We start from the raw sequence: 892 nt of genomic DNA on the forward strand, positions 1-892 counted from the left end.
CTTCCCCAGGTACTCCGGAGTGCGGCCGACCATCAGCCCGGCGATGAACACCGCGATGACCGCCATGATCAACATGCCGTACAAGCCGGACCCGACACCGCCGGGAGCGATCTCGCCCAGCTGCATGCCCAGCAGGTTGATACCACCACCGAGCCCGGTGTTGGACGAGTGGAAGGAGTTCACCGCACCGGTGGAAGTCAGCGTGGTGGCAACCGAGAAGATTGCCGAGCCGCCGATGCCGAAGCGGGTCTCCTTGCCCTCCATCGCACCCCCGGCCAGGTCGAACGCCGGCCCGTGGTGCGCGGACTCCGTCCACAGCATCAGCGCGGTGAAACCGATCCAGATCGTCGCCATCGTCGCGAGGATCGCGTACCCCTGCTTGACCGAACCGACCATCCGCCCGAAAGTCCGNATTCGAGAAGGCATCCGGATTCTCAAACGGGTGCGCGGAATTGGCATTGAAATAGCCGCCACCGTTGGTGCCCAGCTCCTTGATGACCTCCTGCGAGGCCACCGCCCCACCATTCCACTCCTGCGTCCCACCCGCGAACTGACCGACCTCATGAATGCCGGAGAAGTTCTGAATCGCGCCACAGGCCACCAGGACGAGCGCGCCGATCACCGAAATCGGGATGAGAATCCGGACAGTGCCGCGCACCAAATCCGCCCAGAAGTTGCCCAGTTCACCCGTCCGCGAACGGGCGAAGCCCCGTACCAGCGCAGCCGCGACGGCCATGCCCACAGCAGCGGAGACGAAGTTCTGCACCGCCAGGCCGCCGGTCTGCACGACATGGCCCATGGCCTGCTCGCCGGAGTACGACTGCCAGTTCGTGTTCGCCACAAACGACGCGGCCGTGTTGAACGCCTGGTCCGGATCGATCGACGCGAAACC

General features: G+C 65.0%; 1 pseudogene. It reads right to left on the bottom strand.

Annotated elements, in window-relative coordinates:
- Positions 1-892, bottom strand: a pseudogene (locus IE269_RS42775) (potassium-transporting ATPase subunit KdpA); the annotation flags it as partial.

The organism is Streptomyces spiroverticillatus, assembly GCA_014650415.1.
GTDB classification, from domain to species: domain Bacteria; phylum Actinomycetota; class Actinomycetes; order Streptomycetales; family Streptomycetaceae; genus Streptomyces; species Streptomyces spiroverticillatus.